Annotated in this window: 15 protein-coding genes; 10 read left to right on the top strand and 5 right to left on the bottom strand. The window is 46.6% G+C overall.

What is annotated here, in order from left to right; all coding sequences use genetic code 11:
• The first annotated feature begins 4 nt into the window (after positions 1–4).
• Both thrB and thrC read left to right on the top strand, forming a co-directional pair.
• Positions 5–961 carry a homoserine kinase gene (gene thrB, locus AOT11_RS04590; protein WP_011078631.1) on the top strand — a complete coding sequence of 319 codons (957 nt, stop codon included), beginning with the start codon at positions 5–7 and terminating at the stop codon, positions 959–961.
• Entirely contained in the window at positions 958–2,238 is a 1,281-nt protein-coding gene (thrC, locus tag AOT11_RS04585) for a threonine synthase (RefSeq protein ID WP_017421329.1), read from the top strand. The genes thrB and thrC overlap by 4 nt, the downstream gene beginning before the upstream one ends.
• Before the next feature lie 121 nt (positions 2,239–2,359).
• Here the strand turns inward: thrC and grcA are convergent, their stop codons facing one another.
• Entirely contained in the window at positions 2,360–2,737 is a 378-nt protein-coding gene (gene grcA / locus AOT11_RS04580) for an autonomous glycyl radical cofactor GrcA (RefSeq protein WP_011078629.1), read from the bottom strand.
• A 324-nt stretch (positions 2,738–3,061) separates the two neighbouring features.
• Between grcA and nfo the strand changes: the two genes are divergently transcribed.
• From nfo to AOT11_RS04565, 3 genes are all read left to right on the top strand, one after another.
• The gene (gene nfo / locus AOT11_RS04575; protein WP_017421330.1) at positions 3,062–3,943 is read left to right on the top strand and encodes a deoxyribonuclease IV; all 882 of its coding nucleotides are present in this window, start codon (positions 3,062–3,064) and stop codon (positions 3,941–3,943) included.
• Between the two features lie 301 nt (positions 3,944–4,244).
• The gene (gene ung / locus AOT11_RS04570; protein ID WP_026050490.1) at positions 4,245–4,925 is read left to right on the top strand and encodes a uracil-DNA glycosylase; all 681 of its coding nucleotides are present in this window, start codon (positions 4,245–4,247) and stop codon (positions 4,923–4,925) included.
• Between the two features lie 111 nt (positions 4,926–5,036).
• Positions 5,037–5,588 carry a hemerythrin domain-containing protein gene (locus tag AOT11_RS04565; protein ID WP_026050491.1) on the top strand — a complete coding sequence of 184 codons (552 nt, stop codon included), beginning with the start codon at positions 5,037–5,039 and terminating at the stop codon, positions 5,586–5,588.
• 77 nt (positions 5,589–5,665) lie between these two features.
• Here the strand turns inward: AOT11_RS04565 and AOT11_RS04560 are convergent, their stop codons facing one another.
• On the bottom strand, positions 5,666–5,851 hold the full coding sequence (locus AOT11_RS04560) for a DUF3545 family protein (protein WP_013572406.1): 186 nt from the start codon (positions 5,849–5,851) through the stop codon (positions 5,666–5,668).
• Between the two features lie 711 nt (positions 5,852–6,562).
• Between AOT11_RS04560 and AOT11_RS04555 the strand changes: the two genes are divergently transcribed.
• Both AOT11_RS04555 and yaaA read left to right on the top strand, forming a co-directional pair.
• Complete coding sequence (locus AOT11_RS04555) at positions 6,563–7,993, top strand: alanine/glycine:cation symporter family protein (protein WP_026050492.1); 1,431 nt, start codon at positions 6,563–6,565, stop codon at positions 7,991–7,993.
• 104 nt (positions 7,994–8,097) lie between these two features.
• The gene (gene yaaA / locus AOT11_RS04550) at positions 8,098–8,874 is read left to right on the top strand and encodes a peroxide stress protein YaaA (protein ID WP_026050493.1); all 777 of its coding nucleotides are present in this window, start codon (positions 8,098–8,100) and stop codon (positions 8,872–8,874) included.
• Between the two features lie 72 nt (positions 8,875–8,946).
• Here the strand turns inward: yaaA and srmB are convergent, their stop codons facing one another.
• Together srmB and AOT11_RS04540 are read right to left on the bottom strand one after the other, a co-directional pair.
• Positions 8,947–10,173 carry an ATP-dependent RNA helicase SrmB gene (gene srmB / locus AOT11_RS04545; protein ID WP_017421335.1) on the bottom strand — a complete coding sequence of 409 codons (1,227 nt, stop codon included), beginning with the start codon at positions 10,171–10,173 and terminating at the stop codon, positions 8,947–8,949.
• A 109-nt stretch (positions 10,174–10,282) separates the two neighbouring features.
• Positions 10,283–11,002: a tRNA1(Val) (adenine(37)-N6)-methyltransferase gene (locus AOT11_RS04540; protein ID WP_026050494.1), complete on the bottom strand. Its 720-nt coding sequence runs from the start codon at positions 11,000–11,002 to the stop codon at positions 10,283–10,285.
• A 308-nt stretch (positions 11,003–11,310) separates the two neighbouring features.
• Here AOT11_RS04540 and brnQ point away from each other — a divergent pair, with 308 nt between their 5' ends.
• Positions 11,311–12,624 carry a branched-chain amino acid transport system II carrier protein gene (gene brnQ / locus AOT11_RS04535; protein ID WP_017421337.1) on the top strand — a complete coding sequence of 438 codons (1,314 nt, stop codon included), beginning with the start codon at positions 11,311–11,313 and terminating at the stop codon, positions 12,622–12,624.
• Positions 12,625–12,735: 111 nt separating this feature from the next.
• On the opposite strand, the gene fldB is transcribed toward brnQ, so the two are convergent.
• Positions 12,736–13,254: a flavodoxin FldB gene (gene fldB, locus AOT11_RS04530; RefSeq protein ID WP_017421338.1), complete on the bottom strand. Its 519-nt coding sequence runs from the start codon at positions 13,252–13,254 to the stop codon at positions 12,736–12,738.
• 159 nt (positions 13,255–13,413) lie between these two features.
• On the opposite strand from fldB, the gene xerD reads away from it, so the two are divergent.
• Together xerD and dsbC are read left to right on the top strand one after the other, a co-directional pair.
• A complete protein-coding gene (gene xerD, locus AOT11_RS04525; RefSeq protein WP_017421339.1) occupies positions 13,414–14,331 on the top strand; it encodes a site-specific tyrosine recombinase XerD in 918 nt (305 codons plus the stop codon).
• Between the two features lie 26 nt (positions 14,332–14,357).
• Positions 14,358–15,143, top strand: a complete 786-nt coding sequence (gene dsbC / locus AOT11_RS04520) for a bifunctional protein-disulfide isomerase/oxidoreductase DsbC (RefSeq protein WP_170861648.1) — start codon at positions 14,358–14,360, stop codon at positions 15,141–15,143.
• Positions 15,144–15,184: the final 41 nt, after the last annotated feature.

Here is a 15,184-nt window from a genome sequence, read left to right as displayed (position 1 = left end):
CGATATGGCTGTGGTAGTGTACGCTCCCGCTTCTATTGGTAATGTCAGTGTTGGTTTTGATGTATTAGGGGCGGCAGTGTCGCCCATTGATGGTACTTTGCTCGGCGACCGAGTCATGGTGAAAGCAGGGAATGAGCCGTTTTCGTTAAAGACGGCGGGTAGTTTTGTTGCAAAGCTGCCAAGCGATCCGAAAGAAAACATTGTTTATGATTGCTGGCGAGTGTTTGCTCGCGAACTCGATAAAAAAGGTCTTGAGCTCAAACCGCTTGAGATGACATTAGAAAAGAACATGCCGATTGGATCTGGGCTTGGCTCTAGTGCTTGTTCTATTGTTGCCGCGTTAGATGCCCTCAATCAGTTCCATGCCAACCCACTGGATGAAATGGAATTGCTCGCACTGATGGGTGAAATGGAAGGCCAAATCTCCGGTGGAGTACACTATGACAACGTTGCACCATGCTATTTAGGTGGTTTGCAGTTGATGCTTGAAGAGCTCGGCATTATTAGCCAAGAAGTTCCGTGCTTCGATGATTGGTATTGGGTGATGGCCTACCCTGGCATTAAGGTGTCGACGGCAGAAGCGCGTGCGATTTTACCTTCTCAATACCGACGTCAAGATGTGATCGCACATGGCCGCCATTTGGCCGGCTTTATTCACGCTTGTCACTCAGGGCAGCCTGAGCTTGCCGCGAAGATGATCAAAGACGTGATCGCAGAGCCTTATCGTGAGAAACTGCTTCCCGGTTTTGCCGATGCGCGTAAATATGCCGCTTCTGCGGGGGCATTGGCAACGGGCATTTCTGGCAGTGGGCCGACACTGTTCAGTATTTGCAAAGACCAAGATGTTGCACAGCGTGTGGCACGCTGGTTAGAACAAAATTACGTACAAAATGAAGAAGGATTCGTCCACATTTGTCGTTTAGACAAAAAGGGCTCAATTGTGACAGGAAGTGAGCTATGAAGCTTTACAACATAAAAGAAAATGACGAACAAGTTTCCTTTGGCCAAGCCGTGCGCCAAGGGTTAGGCCGTAATCAGGGGCTATTTTTCCCAGCAGAATTACCGAAATTTGACGATATCGATGCATTGCTTGCGCAAGATTTTATCTCGCGCAGCACTGCGATTCTTTCCGCGTTGATTGGTGATGAGCTAGCAGAAGACAAAGTTAACTCAATGGTGGATGCGGCATTCCAATTCCCAGCACCGATTAAACAAGTGAAAGAGGGTGTCTACGCTCTTGAACTGTTCCATGGACCGACACTTGCCTTCAAAGACTTCGGTGGCCGCTTTATGGCTCAGTCGTTGGCTGCGGTTTCTGACGGTGGAAAAATCACTATTCTAACAGCGACATCGGGTGATACAGGAGCCGCGGTTGCACACGCTTTTTACGGTATGGAAGACATCAATGTGGTCATTCTTTATCCGAAAGGCAAAATCAGCCCATTGCAAGAAAAGCTGTTCTGCACATTAGGCAAAAACATTCACACGGTGGCGATTAATGGTGACTTTGATGCGTGCCAGGCGCTGGTGAAGCAAGCGTTTGATGATGCAGAGCTGCGTGAAGAGATTGGTCTCAACTCCGCAAACTCCATCAACATTAGCCGTTTGATGGCGCAAATCTGCTACTACTTTGAAGCCGCTGCACAGATGAGTAAGCAAGAGCGCGAGAATCTGGTGGTGTCGGTACCAAGCGGTAACTTTGGTAACCTTACTGCAGGTTTGCTTGCTAAAGCTCTGGGTTTACCGATTAAGCGTTTTATCGCAGCAACGAACGCTAATGATACCGTGCCTCGCTACTTAGAAACGGGTAAGTGGGATCCAAAACCGACTGTCGCGACGACTTCAAATGCAATGGACGTGAGTCAGCCTAACAACTGGCCAAGAATTGAAGAGTTGTGTCGTGTGAAAGAGTGGGGTTTGGAAACTCTGGGCAAAGGTGCTGTGTCTGATGAGCAAAGTGCGCAATCGGTAAAAGATCTCTATTCACTCGGTTACCTGTGTGAACCACATGGTGCGATTGCCTACCGTGTGCTGGATCAGCAGCTACAAGAAGGTGAAACAGGCTTGTTCCTCTGTACCGCACATCCGGCGAAGTTTAAGGAAGTGGTCGATGACATTCTTGGCACTGACATCGATTTGCCAGCACCACTGGCAAAACATGCGGTGATGGAACTGCTCTCAGAAGAGTTGGATGCGGATTTTACTGCTCTGAAAGAAGTATTGCGTCGCGTGCAATAAGCATGCATCAATCTCACCGGTGGAGCTTGGCCTCCACCCTATTGTTTTCTTCAGAAAACAAACGCAAGAATAGAAAAACGGCGCTCGATGAGCGCCGTTTTTTATTGTTTAGCTCTCTATATTATAGAGATTCAGTAAACGTACGAGCGATAACGTCACGTTGTTGTTCAGGTGTTAGTGAGTTGAAACGCACGGCATAACCCGATACACGAATGGTTAGCTGTGGGTATTTCTCTGGGTGCGCAACCGCATCTTCTAGCGTTTCACGTTTTAGAACGTTCACGTTTAGGTGTTGACCACCTTCAATGCGTGGAGCAGCTTCGATAGCCACTTCACGGCTTTCAAACTCACCTAGCTCGTTAATTGCAACGATTTGATCAGCTTCGTAGCCAGAAACTGCTGCTACACAGCGAGCTTCATTTTTCTCGCTATCTAGAAGCCAGATTGAGTTTAGTAGGTCGTCGTTTGCTGCTTTAGTAATTTGGATACCTTGGATCATCACTATCTCCTAGTCCACTTACGTGGTGATTATTGGTGTTAATTTTCGAATTTTGTCGAGCTGAGTATTATATAGCTAATATCCATTATAATAGTATTGATTTAGGTCAAAAAACAACTAAAAACATTAATTTTGTGAAGGTTATTTTATTGAGTTAAATCAATAAACCTTTTAAAAACTGTAGATTACGATTTATTTGATATCATCAAAAATAGTTAAGTGTTAATTTTGTTGTAAATTTACTACAAATCTAATTGGAAATTTGACTGAACTAAGCTAAATGGTTGTAATTAGCCCCTTATCTTGAAAGTGTTAAGTGATTAAATGACAAACAGCAAAAACCGTTTTGGTAACAAATTTATTGGCGCGCATGTTTCAGCGGCGGGAGGGGTTGATAATGCACCTCTGCGGGCGCGTGAGATTGGAGCAAACGCGTTTGCTTTGTTCACTAAGAATCAACGCCAGTGGGTCGCCAAGCCATTAGAAGAGAAAACTATCGCAGCGTTCAAAGCCAATTGTGCGTTGTTGGGTTTTTCTCCACAGCAAATTCTTCCCCATGATTCTTATCTGATTAATTTAGGTGCGCCAGAAGCGGAGAAGCTGGAAAAGTCTCGCCTCGCGTTTATTGATGAAATGGAGCGATGCCAGCAGCTAGGGTTGAACTTACTCAATTTCCACCCTGGCAGCCATTTAGAGAAGATCTCAGAAAAAGCGTGTTTGTCTTTAATCGCAGAATCGATCAACTTAGCGCATCAAGCGGTACCTGATGTGGTGGCGGTGATAGAGAACACGGCAGGGCAAGGTTCCAACTTAGGTTGGCGCTTTGAGCACCTTGCAGAAATCATTGAGCAGGTTGAAGATAAGCGTCGAGTTGGGGTTTGTTTGGATACTTGCCACACCTTTGCCGCAGGCTATGATCTGCGAACTCCTGAGGCGTGTGAGGCGACTTTCGCTGAGTTTGAACGTGTGGTCGGGATGCACTATTTACGTGCAATGCATATTAATGATTCAAAAGTAAAATTAGCCAGTAAGGTGGATAGGCACCATGCCCTAGGGAAAGGTGAAATTGGCTGGGACTGTTTTGAATACATTGCAAAAGACAGCCGTTTTGATTCTATCCCATTGATTTTAGAAACTATTGAGCCTGAACTTTGGCCGCAAGAAATTGAGCAGTTGAGAAAATATCATCTCTCTTCAATCGCTTAGCGATTTTTGTCATCAGATTGGCATCTTTCTTTCATAGCAAACAAGAACAATAGTGTTTATCGAGTTTGTCACAGGAGGATGCCACTATGTTTACAACCATGATGTTCCATTCCACTTACGTTGTTCGTTCTGTCGCAAGACGGCCAATACCGAACCGTCATATTACCGGGCAGGGGCATGCAAGAACGCCACAAAAAAGCCCACAAAGTCACGAAAAACCCCAATAGCCCGTGATGAATTTGGTTAGGGGAGTGACCTGACATAGAATAACCGCCTGATGGTTTTCAATAGGATTCTCCCCATGACACAGCAACTCACTTGGCACGATGTAATTGGTGCGGAAAAAGAGCAAAGCTATTTTCAACAGACACTCAACTTTGTTGAAGCAGAGCGACAAGCTGGCAGAGTGATTTACCCTCCAGCAAAGGATGTCTTCAATGCCTTTCGTTATACCGAGTTTCAAGATGTCAAAGTGGTGATCTTAGGACAGGATCCTTACCATGGCCCCAACCAAGCTCATGGTTTGTGTTTTTCAGTATTACCGGGTATCAAGACGCCTCCTTCTTTGGTGAACATGTACAAAGAGTTGGCGCAGGATATCCAAGGCTTTCAGACTCCGGCGCATGGCTACCTTGAAGCTTGGGCTAAACAAGGCGTGTTGCTACTCAATACGGTGCTTACTGTGGAGCAGGGCAAAGCGCATTCGCATGCTTCATTAGGATGGGAGACATTCACTGACAAAGTGATTGAGGCGCTCAACCAGCACCAACAAGGTGTGGTATTCCTATTGTGGGGATCGCACGCCCAGAAAAAAGGCCGCTTTATTGATCGCAATAAGCATGTGGTTCTCAGTGCGCCACACCCATCCCCTCTTTCTGCTCACCGCGGCTTTTTGGGTTGTAAGCATTTCTCACAAGCGAATCAACATTTACTTGATCAAGGAAAGCAAGCAATAGACTGGCAACTCCCTTTGTCGCTCTAAGCACATTTGAATGTAATTTCGCAGAAAGCGATGGTTTTTTGAGCGACATCTAAGCCGAATGGCGTTCTATCTTATACACTTACAACAAATGAGGTGTTAAGGAGAAACGCTATGATGATTGAACGGATAAGACGCGAACACGGATACATTGTGCGCATGCTTGCTATACTGCGCCACAAAGTGGAGTTGCTCAAAAATGAGCAGCCTATTAACTACAGTTTGGTCGCCGAGATTGTCAGCTATTTATCTGATCATGCGGAAAAGGTGCATCATCCTAAAGAAGACATCCTTTATCGCCATTACTTAGAGCATTACGGCGCGCAGAGAACCATTGAAAACTTGGAGCTAGAACACAAAGAACTAGCGAAGAAAACCGCGGCCTTTGCTGAGGTGGTGCATATGATTTTGAATGATGCCGTGGTGCCACAAGCCATGTTCATTGAGCAGTTAGAGGCGTTTATCTCATCACAACGCCAACATCTGGATATTGAAGAGCGCTTGATTCTGCCACTGATCGCCGAGTCTTTTACGACGAAAGATTGGCAACAAGTGGAATCGCAATGGCTGGTTAATGAAGACGATCCCGTCTTTGGTGAAACCATTGCCGATCATTACCGACAACTGGCAGAGCGCGTGCAACGAAGTGAAAAAGAGATGATCTAGTCCAAAATAAACAAAGGCACCTGTGAGAGGTGCCTTTTTCGTTGAGTAAGAGTGCTATTTTTTGTTCGTTAATGCGGTTAAAGCTTAATATCTTCCAGTGAGTAGTCGTGACACATGTCCATATCACGCAGCTCTTTGAGTAAGTTACGTCGGTCAAGCATCGCCTCAATTTCACGCCATTTCCTTTTTACTGGTTTAGAGCGCGTTTTCGTTGTGCTTGTTGTTTCAAAATCCAGTAAGTCATCTAGTTCAAAGCCATCCATAAGCCACCTCACATAAATCACCAGCGCTTGTGCAGTCACTAAGTACCACAGTTTCTTCGAGCATAACCATGATAGATTTCGCATTTGTGTCGGTATGATGAAGATTTCGATTAAAACTGAACACACCATCACATTTTGCTTGCAACAAGAGCTTAAAAAGTGAGCGATCGATCTCACGAAAACGATTAAATGAAAAGAATTTTAATGTTAACAATGTGTGTGTTTATACAGTACGAAGTCAAAGAGAGGAGGGTAAGGATTCGAAAAGGTGCATGTGAATTTCTCATCCACAACCGGTAAGTGAGCGAGGGGGCGTGGGGAAAGAGTAAAAGCCTTGTCACTCTTGGTTTAACAGAGAATTGACGTGAAATGAAAAACAAAATATTTCGATACATTTTGTTGTAATGGAATTGTTTGGTTTATGTAACTGCCTTTGATTCTTGATTCTGGTTTGTATGTTAATAAATGGTATAAAAATAGTGAAAAATACAAAAATTGAGTATGCAGTTTCATATTGATTTTTGCGTGGCTAGGCTGCATTATCCGCCCGTCAAAAAACGCTAGTACGTAAAACGGATGCATGAAGCGACATTTACGATTCTAGATTGCAGAAAGAAAATAATAGTTCACCAAGCTAATTTGACACTTGGTTAAGCAATCTGGTGGATGGCTCGGAAGCACAGACTGGCGCAAACTCAATTTGAGGTAACTATGACAGACTTGATCAATCTAATGAATGACCTGCTTTGGGGTTCCATTCTTGTTTATTTGCTTGTCGGTGTGGGAATTTATTTCACGGTTCGACTCGGCTTCATTCAGTTCCGCCATTTCGGCCACATGTTTTCTGTTCTAAAAAACAGCCGTAAATCGGACAACGCTGGTATCTCCTCCTTTCAAGCGCTTTGTACCAGCCTTGCTGCGCGTGTTGGCACTGGTAACATGGCCGGTGTGGCTGTTGCGCTGACCGCTGGTGGCCCTGGTGCGATTTTCTGGATGTGGCTCATCGCTATGCTGGGTATGGCGACATCATTTGCTGAAAGTACGCTAGCTCAGCTCTACAAAACCAAAGATGACGATGGCAACTATCGTGGTGGCCCTGCTTACTACATGGAAAAAGGCCTTGGTATGCGTTGGATGGGTGTGCTGTTCTCCATCTTCCTTATCATTGCTTTTGGTCTGGTGTTTAACGCGGTGCAAGCCAACTCGATTGCTAACGCAATGCAAAATGCTTTTGGTTGGGAAAATGCCTACGTAGGCGTTGTTATTGTAGTGCTGTCTGGTGTGATAATCTTTGGTGGTATCAAGCGTATCGCGCGTACTGCTGAGCTTATCGTTCCAGTGATGGCATTGGCATACCTTGCTTTAGCGCTGTTTGTGATGTTCTCTAACTTGGAGAAACTGCCTGACGTACTCATGCTGATCTTCAAGAGCGCTTTTGGCTTACAAGAAGCGGCTGCAGGCGGTTTGGGTTACGCGATTGCACAAGCGATGATTAATGGTATCAAGCGTGGCCTGTTCTCCAACGAAGCCGGTATGGGTTCCGCGCCAAACGCTGCGGCATCAGCGACGCCATATCCTCCACACCCAGCTTCTCAAGGTTACGTGCAAATGCTGGGCGTTTTCATGGACACCATTGTGATCTGTTCAGCGACCGTCGCGATTATTTTGATGTCGGGTGAGTACGTGCCGCATGGTGAGATCACTGGCATTGAGTTGACTCAGCTAGCGTTGAGCTCGCAAGTGGGCAGTTGGGGTGGCATTTTTGTGGCGGTAGCGATTTTCTTCTTCGCATTCACTTCGATCATCGCTAACTACTCTTATGCAGAAACCAACTTAGTTTTCTTAGAACACAACCACAAAGCTGGCTTGAATGTTTTCCGTTTGGTCGTGCTTGGCCTTGTTGGCTTTGGTGCGATTGCTCCACTTCCAGTGGTATGGGCATTGGCGGATGTTTCAATGGGTATGATGGCGATTGTGAACTTAGTTGCGATCCTGCTGCTATCTGGCATCGTGATCAAACTGGCAAAAGACTACAACCGTCAGTTACAAGCGGGTAAGTTGCCAACCTTTAACCCAGATGATTTCCCAGAGTTGAAATCACAGTTGGAAGAAGGCATTTGGGACAACAACAAGAAAGACTAAGGTAGAAATCGAGAATTTCTATCACTGTGATTCGAAAAGCCGTGCAGACAATGCGCGGCTTTTTTTGTACCCTAGTCAAAAAGAAAATAAGGGAAAGAATCGTCATGCTTATCGTTGTTTCACCAGCTAAAACGCTCGACTACGAATCACCACTCGTGACCCACAAGTTCACTCAGCCAGAGCTCGTGGATTACTCTAAACAGTTGATTGAGGTTTGCCGCCAGTTGACGCCTGCGGATGTGGCTTCGTTGATGAAAGTGAGTGATAAAATCGCCGATCTCAATGTGGGTCGCTTCCAAGAGTGGAGCGAAGAGTTCACCCCAGATAACGCGCGCCAAGCGATTCTTGCGTTCAAAGGTGACGTATACACAGGGCTTGAAGCGGAAACGCTCAACGACGACGATTTTGATTACGCGCAAGAACATTTGCGCATGCTATCTGGCCTTTATGGGCTATTAAAGCCACTGGATCTGATGCAGCCATACCGTCTTGAGATGGGCACCAAGCTGGCGAATGACAAGGGAACTAACCTTTACCAGTTCTGGGGTAATGTGATTACCGATAAGCTGAATGAAGCGATTGCAGCTCAGGGCGACAACGTGCTGATCAACCTTGCATCGAACGAATACTTCAAAGCGGTGAAGCCAAAGAACTTGGACGCGCAAGTGATCACACCAATCTTCAAAGATGGTAAGAATGGTCAATACAAGGTGATCAGCTTCTACGCGAAGAAAGCGCGCGGCATGATGGCGCGTTACATTATTGAAAATCGCATTGAAAGCGTTGCGGACTTAACTAAGTTTGATGTCGCAGGCTACTACTTTGTTGAAGAAGAATCGACACCAACAGACTTGGTCTTTAAGCGCGAAGAGCAACACTGAGATTTGGCTTCCGCTAAGGTCTGAAAACAGAAAGGGTTGGCACAGTGCCAACCCTTTTGCGTTATCGAATCATTACTTTTTCTTTTTAGTGCTTTTCTTTTTCACGGACGTTTTTTTATCGTCTTTTTTCTTTTTCTTCTTAAACACCGGCTTCTTGTGTTGAGGGCGAAGCTCTTTGATAAAGCGCTCTTTAATGTCCTCTTTCACGTAGCGAGCGACGCGATCCATCATTGGTTGGTCGTGTGCTTCTACGATAGAGATTGCGTTGCCTTTCTTACCTGCGCGCGCTGTACGACCAATGCGGTGAAGGTAAACATCGGCACTGCGTGGCATGTCGAAGTTAACAACGTGAGACACGTCAGGCAGGTCGATACCACGAGCCGCGACATCGGTTGCAAGCAGCACATTCACACTGCCATCGCGAAAGCGAGCAATCGCGTTGTTACGACGATCTTGCGGCATTTCACCTTGGATCCAAGCGCAGTTGACTTGTTCGCTTTCGAGGTGAGCACGCAGATCCGCTAAACGCTCACGTGTTTTGAGGAACACAATTGTGCGCTCGGCTTGATTGTTGATGATGTCTTTCAGTAGCGCGAGTTTGTGCTCCATGCTATCTGCACGGTAATACCACTGGGTGATTTTTTTACGCTCGCGACGTGATGGTTCCGCATCAATGTCCGCAGGATCGTTCAGCAGATCCGCCGTAAAGCCTTCCACTCCCTTGCCTTCTAGCGTAGCAGAGAAGAGCATGGTCTGTTTGCGCCAACGACATTCATTGGATAGGCGATCAACCGTTGGAGCAAAGCCCATGTCAAGCATGCGGTCTGCTTCATCGAGGATCAGCCATTCGATCGCGCGGCAGTCAAAGCGTTCTGCTTGGATGTATTCCATCAAGCGGCCCGGAGTCGCCACTACGATATCTTGTGTGGTTGCAAGGATATCCGCATGTTCTTGGTATTGAACACCACCTGTGATGGTGAAAATGTTCAAACTGGTATTTTTGGCAAGCGCACGCGCTTGGTCAGCCACTTGCATCGCCAGTTCACGGGTTGGCGTTAGGATAAGAATGCGTGCAGGTCCAGGTTTACGGCGTGGAAAATCTTGCAAATATTGCAGCGCAGGCAAGACAAATGCGGCGGTTTTTCCTGTTCCTGTCGGAGCGGAAGCAAGAATATCACGGCCTTCTAGGGCTTGTGGAATTGCTTCTGCCTGAATTTGAGTTGGACGCTCGTAGCCCATCTCTTCGATGGCAGCCAGCAAGTTTGGGTCAAGATCAAGATCGGCAAAGGTTCTGATCACAGTGTGTTCTCCACAAGCAATGCCCTAGTGATACAAAGTTCAATGGGCAGCAATAGTTTAAAAGGGCGAATATTATAGAGTGTTCGGTGATTTTGATCACACGTTATTTCTACATCTTGAGATAAAAATCCTGGCACAGTTTGACAAAGGCTGCGCTGTAGGTCGATCCATCGTTGATCGTGAGATGTTCCTCACTCGTTATTGCCGTGGATAAACCGAGTTCAAACAGTAAGCGATGAACAGGCTTATTCGGGCTAGGTTTTACATGACATAGCCGATGTAGATGCCAACCTTGCTGTTGAGCGAGTTGCAGAAATTGTTCTCCCTCGGTCAGTGGCAGCACAAAGTTGGCTTTGCCATTCGGGGTGAGTAATTCTCTGCAGCGCAATAACAGCGCATCATGGGCAAGAGTATCGGTGTGTCTGGCGGTAGCGCGCTGCGTCGCTTGGGATTGCTCCCCGTTATTAAAGTAAGGCGGGTTACAAATAATGCCATCAAAACGATGCGTAAAATCGAGCTTGAGCACATCACCGTGTTGCAACTGAAGTCGTGAGTGCCAAGGGCTGTGGCTGAAGTTTTCTTGTGCGGCTTCCACGGCATGCGCGTCAATATCGACCGCAGTGATCGAAAGATGTGCGTATCGCTGAGCGCACATCAAGCTAAGTAATCCTGTCCCTGTACCAATATCGAGTAGGTTTTGGCAGTGGTGGAAGTTGGCCCAAGCACCGAGCAAGACGCCATCAGTACTGACGGGCATACCAGAGTTACTGCTGGCGATTGAAAACTGTTTAAATTTGAACCCTTTAGTTTTTAATGTGCCACTCTTCATGTTTATCTCTTCATTTTTCCTATTTCTAGATAGAAAAACCATTGTTAAGGATTTGTTTGAATTATTTCTCTATCTGTTATCGCTTTGATGCGGCATTGTGTAGGTTATCTGTCTAAATACAAATTAGATCTCAGTCACATTCACTGTGATATTGTCACTTATATAAATTAATATAGTGTTTTCGGGCTTAAAGGTTGCCAATTGGTGGTCATTTCGTCATTATGCGGCCCTAAAATTAGCACAATCGTCGGTCGACAGAGCGGCGAATGCATACACAACATCATTCAGAACTATTCTAAGGGTTATCTGTGAATCAGACTTTAAAACTAACCGATATTATCGCAGTCGGCTTTATGCTGTTTGCGTTTTTCTTGGGAGCGGGCAACATTATTTTCCCTCCTCTAGCAGGTCAACTTGCGGGTGAACATCTGTTCCCTGCGATGTCAGGCTTCCTTGTGACGGCAGTAGGTCTTCCTTTAATTACCATTATTGCTATTGCCGTTGCAGGTGGAACTTGGGATCACCTAACCAAAGATCTTCCTAAGCAAGCTGCAACACTGATGGCGGTATTGATTTTTATCATCATCGGCCCTGCTTTTGCTGCGCCACGTACTGGCCTAGTGGCCTACGAAATGGCGGTGAAGCCTTTCTTTGCTGACGCGCTTCAGTCACATTTGACTATTTTCTCGATCCTTTTCTTTGCGGTGGCGATGTTCTTCTCTTGGTCGCAAGGTAAGTTGATTGACGTCATCGGTAAAGTATTGACGCCAGTGCTCTTTGTTGGCCTGATTATTTTGGCGCTTGCGGTATTTATTGATCCCCAAGGCGAAATGCTTGCTGCACAAGGTGAATACCTAACACAGCCACTCACCAAAGGTTTCCTTGAAGGTTACAACACCATGGATACGTTTGGCTCACTGATGTTTGGTATGCTGATCGTTGATGCGCTGCGCAGCCGTGGTATTACGGAGCGTTCTGCAACGACTAAATACCTGATTTACGCAGGTTTCATTGCGGCGGCCGGTCTGGCATTTGTTTACATCTCATTGTTCTACCTTGGCGCAACGAGCGCGGCGGTGGCTTCTGGTGCAGACAACGGTGGCGTGGTTCTCAGTCTATACGTTCAAGCGCTGTTTGGTCCTTATGGCCAAATCGTGTTGTCTGTAATTGTACTGCTTGCCTGTTTAACCACTGCGATTGGTCTGATCTCAGCGTGTTCGGATTACTTCAGTTCACTGACTCCGATTTCATACAAAGCGTGGGTTGTGATCAATGGTGTTGCTTGTGCTGTGGTGGCGAATGTGGGTCTTGCACAGCTTATCGCACTGTCTGTACCGGTCCTGTTTGCACTATACCCAGTGGCCATTGCGCTGGTTGCACTGACTTTCGTGCGTAAGAAACTGCCAAACCCACAAATGGCGTACCGCGTGGTTATCCTTGTTTCACTGCTGTTTGCCCTGATTGATGCGGCAAAAGTAGCGGGTGTGGATGTATCGCCATTCAAAGTACTGCCACTATTTGAAGTAGGCATGGCGTGGTTGTTGCCAACCATGACGGCAATTGTGTGTATGTTCTTTGTCAGCCGTTCTGTTCGCCAAGAACTGGCAAAAGAAGCCGCTTAATCGCAGCACTTTGCGAAAACGCAAGACAATAAAAAGCCCGTCCAATGTGACGGGCTTTTTGCTAACGGCTGATTCACAAACCGGTGAGGTTCGGAAAATTCGCCTTAAGCGTTACAGCTTATCGTGAAATTCCGTTAAAACTTGCTCAATCCAAGTGGCGATGCGCTCGTCACTCAAGTCGTATTGGGAATCTTCATCGAGCGCCAAGCCAACAAAGTGGCTGCCATCTTCAGTGAGGGCTTTAGAGGCTTCAAACTGGTAGCCTTGATTTGGCCAATAGCCAATAAACTCCGCACCTACCGCTTTAAGCTCATCGTGCAACAATCCCATCGCGTCGAGATACCATTCACCATAACCTTCTTGGTCACCAAGACCGAACAGTGCGATGGTTTTACCTTGCACAGGCGAGGAGGCGAGATCGTGCCAAATTGCGGCCCAATCTTCTTGAATTTCGCCAAAATCCCAAGTGGAAATGCCAAGAAGCAGCAGGTCATAGTCTGCCATTTGTGCGAGGTCGCACTCTTTGACATTATGAATCTCAACCAAGTCATCCCCCAAAATTGCGCGCATTTTTTCTGCCGCCATTTCGGTGTAACAGGTGGTTGAGCCGTAAAAAAGTCCGATTTTCATCTGCGTTATCAGTACTGTTTTGCCATGCGATGGCGAATTCTACCTCGATTCTGCGGAGGATTGCAGCGAATATCGCGTCTGTATGGATTTTTTATAGCATTAAATCTGTGGCTGTCTTACTCTCAGCACTGTTGATTTACAGTGATTTAAGGTGTGTCCATGCAACAAACGGCATCGGTTAATATGCAAGATTTTGGCTACGTAGAGCAATTTCTCGATGCGATGTGGATGGAGCGAGGCCTCGCAGAGAATACGTTGTCCTCTTACCGCAACGATCTGATGAAGTTATTGCAGTGGATGGAAGCGAATCATTATCGACTCGATTTCATCAGCCTGTCTGGGCTTCAGCAATACCAAAGCTATTTGGTGGATCAAGACTACAAGCAGACTTCAAGAGCGCGGATGTTGTCAGCGATTCGTCGTCTGTTTCAATATCTCCATCGAGAAAAAGTACGAGCTGATGATCCTAGTGCCCTGTTGGTCAGCCCTAAATTGCCGCAACGTTTGCCAAAAGACATCAGTGAAGAGCAGGTCGATGCACTATTGGATGCGCCCGATCCCAATGATCCGGTGGAGCTGCGTGACAAAGCCATGCTTGAGCTACTGTATGCCACGGGCTTACGTGTTACCGAGTTGGTGAGTTTAACCATGGAAAACATCAGCTTGCGCCAAGGTGTGGTGCGGGTAACGGGTAAAGGTGGTAAAGAGCGCTTAGTGCCCATGGGGGAAAATGCCATCGACTGGATTGAAACCTTTATCAAACAAGGTCGTCCGGCGTTATTAGGTGAAACCTCTTCGGATGTGGTGTTTCCAAGTAAACGTGCCAGACAAATGACCAGACAGACGTTTTGGCATCGCATCAAGTTCTATGCGGTGATTGCAGGTATCGATACAGATCATCTGTCACCACACGTTTTGAGGCACGCTTTCGCCACCCATTTATTGAACTATGGGGCCGATCTAAGGGTCGTACAGATGCTGCTTGGTCATAGTGACTTATCGACCACGCAAATTTATACTCACGTGGCAACAGAACGACTAAAACAGATTCATAGCCAACATCATCCGCGTGCTTAACGCGGAATAACGACAAGGTGATTTTAATGAGCGTATTACGCCGATTAACTCTTTTAACTCTTCCTCTCTTTGTGACGGCCTGCGGTGCTGAAGAAAGCCAAGCGGTCGAAACCGCTCAGCCAACTGCACAAGTGGTGGCGAACACGCATTTTGATAGTGAGGCTCTCAAAGCTCGCTTTTCAAAGTTGGGCCTGAACATCATGGATATTCAACCTTCGGATGTGGCGGGTTTAGTCGAAATTCAAACCAGTGGAGGAGTGTTGTTTGCGTCTAACGACGGCAGCCACTTTATTGCTGGAACCTTGTATTCCATTGACGAAAATGGTCAATACAAGGACGTGGTTGCCGAACGTCAAGCACCGCTCAACGCGAAGAAAATTGCCGAATTTGCTGACAGTGCGATCGAGTACAAAGCCAAAGATGAAAAATACGTGGTGACGGTGTTTACCGACATTACTTGTGGTTACTGCGTTCGTCTACACAGCCAGATGCAGGGCTACAATGACTTAGGCATCACCGTGCGTTACATGGCATACCCACGTCAAGGTGGCACGGGCCCAGTGGCAGAACAAATGGCGGGCATCTGGTGTGCCGCTAATCCGCAAGAAGCGATGCATGATGCTAAAGTGAACCGCAAATTTGCCCCAGCGAAAAATGATTTGCAGCAGTGTAAGCAGACCGTTGCTCAACATTACCAACTTGGTCAGCAACTCGGTATTACAGGCACGCCTGCGATTTTCTTGCCAAATGGTGAACTGGTTGCTGGTTACTTGCCACCAGAAAAACTGCTAGAGCGCTTACAGCAACAATAAACCTTCAAGGAGCAGAGCCTGCGCGTCTGACCCGCGGGCTC

Source organism: Vibrio vulnificus NBRC 15645 = ATCC 27562 (genome assembly GCF_002224265.1).
Lineage (GTDB): Bacteria > Pseudomonadota > Gammaproteobacteria > Enterobacterales > Vibrionaceae > Vibrio > Vibrio vulnificus.
Note: the sequence above shows the minus strand (reverse complement) of the source record. Positions and strands in the feature narration are given on the sequence as shown.